The sequence below is a fragment of the Anaerosporobacter sp. genome, assembly GCF_965301125.1.
In genome coordinates this window covers 1-3924 of the sequence record NZ_CBDLAM010000271.1, presented here as the reverse complement: position 1 = coordinate 3924, position 3924 = coordinate 1, and the positions used below count along the sequence as shown (strand labels likewise).

Here is a 3924-nt window from a genome sequence, read left to right as displayed (position 1 = left end):
ACATTGTAGAATACAAAGATGCCGCAACTGCATTCAATGGTTAGAAAAAAGGAACTATTGTTGGTTAAGGTGTTATTAATAACAAAATGAGTAATCATTTGTTTAAGATTCTTGAAAAAGCAGGTATTCCAACTCACTTTGTAGAAGAACTTAGTGATAGAGAAACTGCTGTTAAGAAGGTGGAGATTGTACCACTTGAAGTAATTGTAAGAAATGTTGCAGCAGGAAGCTTTTCAAAAAAACTTGGTATTGAAGAAGGTACAAAGCTGTTAGCTCCTACTTTAGAATTCAGTTATAAAGATGATGGTCTTGGTGATCCAATGATTAATGATTACTATGCAATTGCAATTGGAGCAGCTACAAGAGAAGAGATTGATAGGATTACAGAACTTGTATTTAAAGTAAATGAAGAATTATGTAAGTATTTCGCTTCTTGTGGAATCGAATTAATTGATTTCAAAGTGGAATTTGGAAGATGTAATGGAGAGATTATTCTTGCTGATGAAATCTCACCAGATACTTGTAGATTATGGGATAGCGAAACACATGATAAATTAGATAAAGATAGATTTCGTAGAGATTTAGGTAAAGTAGAAGACGCTTATGAGGAAGTGTTTAAGCGTTTAGGAATCCAATAAAGATAATAGGGGAACGACCAGAATGAATGAAAATAAATTAAGTAGTATGATATCAGATGAATTACATGAAGAATGTGGTGTGTTTGGTATCTATGATCTAGATGGAAATGATGTGGCTTCTTCAATCTATTATGGATTGTTTGCCCTACAACACCGCGGTCAAGAAAGTTGTGGTATTGCGGTATCAGATACAAACGGACCTAAAGGTAAAGTTTTATCTGTGAAAGATATGGGATTAGTGAACGAAGTATTTACTCCAGAAAGTCTTGAAGGATTAAAGGGAGATATTGGAGTAGGGCATGTTCGTTATTCTACGGCTGGTGCAAGCACAAGAGAGAACACACAGCCACTTGTACTTAATTATGTAAAAGGTACGTTAGCGTTAGCACATAATGGTAATTTAATCAATGCACTAGAACTTCGTCATGAGTTAGAATATACAGGTGCCATTTTCCAAACAACAATCGATTCTGAGGTAATTGCATATCATATTGCAAGAGAACGTCTTAATGTAGCAAATGTTGAATCAGCAGTTAAGAATGCGATGCATAAAATTAAGGGCGCCTACTCATTAATAATAATGAGTCCAAGAAAACTAATTGGAGCAAGAGATCCATTTGGTTTTCATCCACTTGTTATCGGTAAGAGAGATAATAGTTATATTCTTGCTTCAGAAACATGTGCACTTGACGCAGTAAGTGCCGAGTATGTACGTGATGTATTACCTGGTGAGATTGTAACAATTACAAAAGATGGGATTGTATCGGATACAAGTATGTGTCAGCAAAAGACAGCAAGATGTATCTTTGAATATATATATTTCGCAAGACCAGATAGTTGCATCGATGGTGTAAGTGTTTACAACTCAAGAATTATGGCTGGAAAGATCCTTGCTCAGACACATCCAGTCGATGCTGATATCGTTGTTGGTGTACCGGACTCTGGAAATGCTGCAGCACTTGGCTTTTCGTTGGAATCTGGAATACCATATGGAATGGCGTTTGTTAAGAATAGTTATGTTGGTAGAACCTTCATCAAGCCAAAACAAAGTGTCAGAGAATCAAGTGTTAAGATCAAACTGAATGTTTTGAAAGAAGTAGTGAAAGGAAAGCGTGTCGTTATGATTGACGATTCCATTGTACGTGGTACAACAAGTGAAAGAATCGTACGTATGCTTAAGAATGCAGGAGCAACAGAAGTTCATGTTAGAATCAGTTCTCCACCTTTTCTACATCCTTGTTACTTTGGAACTGATATTCCTTCGGATGATCAGTTAATTGCACATAATAACACAGTAGATCAAATCTGTGAGATGTTAGGTGCAAATACACTTGGTTACCTTGACGTTGATCGCCTTGGAGAGATGCTAGGATGCGATATGGGATACTGTAGCGCTTGCTTTACAGGAGATTACCCGATAGAACCACCAGAAGAAGATATTCGTGGTGATTTTGATAAATAAGATAAAATCAAGTATCAATTAACAAAACATGGATTAATCAAGTTCATGGAATCGTGACAAAATCAAAATGAATGGAGAAACACACATGAGTAATGATAGATATGTAAGCCCTATGTCTGAAAGATATGCTAGTAAGGAGATGCAATATATCTTCTCACCAGATATGAAATTCCGTACTTGGAGAAGACTTTGGATTGCACTTGCTGAAACAGAGAAAGAATTAGGTTTAAATATTACAGATGAGCAGATAGAAGAATTAAAAGCTCACAAAGACGACATCAATTATGATGTTGCAAAAAAACAAGAAGCTTTAGTAAGACATGATGTAATGTCTCATGTACATGCATATGGCGTACAATGCCCGAAAGCAAAAGGAATCATTCACCTTGGTGCTACTTCTTGTTATGTTGGTGATAATACAGATATCATTGTGATGACAGAAGCTCTTAAATTAGTTAAGAAAAAATTAATCAATGTTATTGCAGAATTATCTAAATTTGCTATGAAGTATAAGGATCTTCCTACCTTAGCATTCACACATTTTCAACCAGCACAACCAACGACTGTAGGTAAGAGAGCAACCTTATGGTTAATGGAATTAAAATTAGACCTTGAAGATCTTGAATACCTAATTGATTCTATGAAATTACTTGGTTCAAAAGGAACAACTGGAACACAAGCAAGTTTCTTAGAATTATTCGATGGTGATTATGAAAAAGTTAAGTTAGTTGATCGTACAATCGCTAAGAAGATGGGATTCAAAGAATGTTATCCTGTTTCAGGACAGACATATTCTCGTAAAGTTGATACTAGAGTATTGAATGTGCTTGCTGGAATTGCAGCTAGTGCTCACAAATTCTCTAATGATATTCGTTTATTACAACATCTTAAGGAAATCGAAGAACCATTTGAAAAGAATCAAATCGGTTCAAGTGCAATGGCATATAAGAGAAATCCAATGAGAAGTGAGAGAATTGCTTCCTTAGCAAACTATGTAATGGCAGATGCTTTGAATCCAGCAATTACGTCATCAACTCAATGGTTTGAAAGAACCTTAGATGACTCAGCGAATAAGAGAGTTAGTATTCCAGAAGGTTTCTTAGCAGTAGATGGTATCTTAGATCTTTACCTAAATGTAGTAGATGGACTTGTTGTTTATCCTAAGGTTATTGAGAAACGTCTTATGGCAGAATTACCTTTCATGGCTACAGAAAATATCATGATGGATGCAGTAAAAGCTGGTGGAGATAGACAAGAACTTCACGAAAAGATTCGTCAGTTATCTATGGAAGCTGGTAAGAATGTAAAAGAAAACGGTTTAGACAACAACTTATTAGAGCTTATTGCAGCTGATCCAGCTTTCAACATGTCACTTGATGAGTTGAAGCAAACAATGGATCCAAGCAAATATGTTGGTTGTGCACCAATGCAAACAGAAGAATTTATTACAGAAGTAATTAATCCTATCTTAGATGCAAACAAAGATGTATTAGGAATGACAGCTGAAATTACGGTGTAATTATATAGAGTAATAAAAGAAGTTGTTATGCAGTAACAAATAGAAGATATAGCTAGAGACATAGTTCCATGAAGAGATAGTATAAGCTATATTATTTAAAAGCAATATTATATTATAAATATATATGTAACTATAAAACAATCTCAAAAGGTTGTGTGCCAGTGGCGAATATGAAATATCCGGCATAAGGCATCAACAGTTTGAGGTTGTTTTTTAGTTTGTAGAACTTTTAAACTTTTAGTTAATTTAATCCTTAATTGTAAAATGAAACGCAACCCATTCATCTACAATTAAGAGTTATTTTA

At 34.9% G+C, this 3924-nt stretch carries 2 protein-coding genes and 1 pseudogene; all 3 read left to right on the top strand.

Features of this window, described 5'->3' with window-relative positions; translation table 11 throughout:
* Positions 1 to 638: pseudogene (purC, locus tag ACW2QF_RS18495) on the top strand (phosphoribosylaminoimidazolesuccinocarboxamide synthase); the annotation flags it as partial.
* Positions 639 to 660: 22 nt separating this feature from the next.
* On the top strand, positions 661 to 2100 hold the full coding sequence (gene purF, locus ACW2QF_RS18490) for an amidophosphoribosyltransferase (RefSeq protein WP_455717490.1): 1440 nt from the start codon (positions 661 to 663) through the stop codon (positions 2098 to 2100).
* An 85-nt stretch (positions 2101 to 2185) separates the two neighbouring features.
* On the top strand, positions 2186 to 3619 hold the full coding sequence (purB, locus tag ACW2QF_RS18485; RefSeq protein ID WP_455717489.1) for an adenylosuccinate lyase: 1434 nt from the start codon (positions 2186 to 2188) through the stop codon (positions 3617 to 3619).
* Positions 3620 to 3924 lie beyond the last annotated feature (305 nt).

Excerpts from the sequence above, each read along its gene's own strand:
- purF (WP_455717490.1), top strand. The coding sequence starts at position 661 with ATGAATGAAAATAAATTAAGTAGTATGATATCAGATGAATTACATGAA.
- purB (WP_455717489.1), top strand. The coding sequence starts at position 2,186 with ATGAGTAATGATAGATATGTAAGCCCTATGTCTGAAAGATATGCTAGT.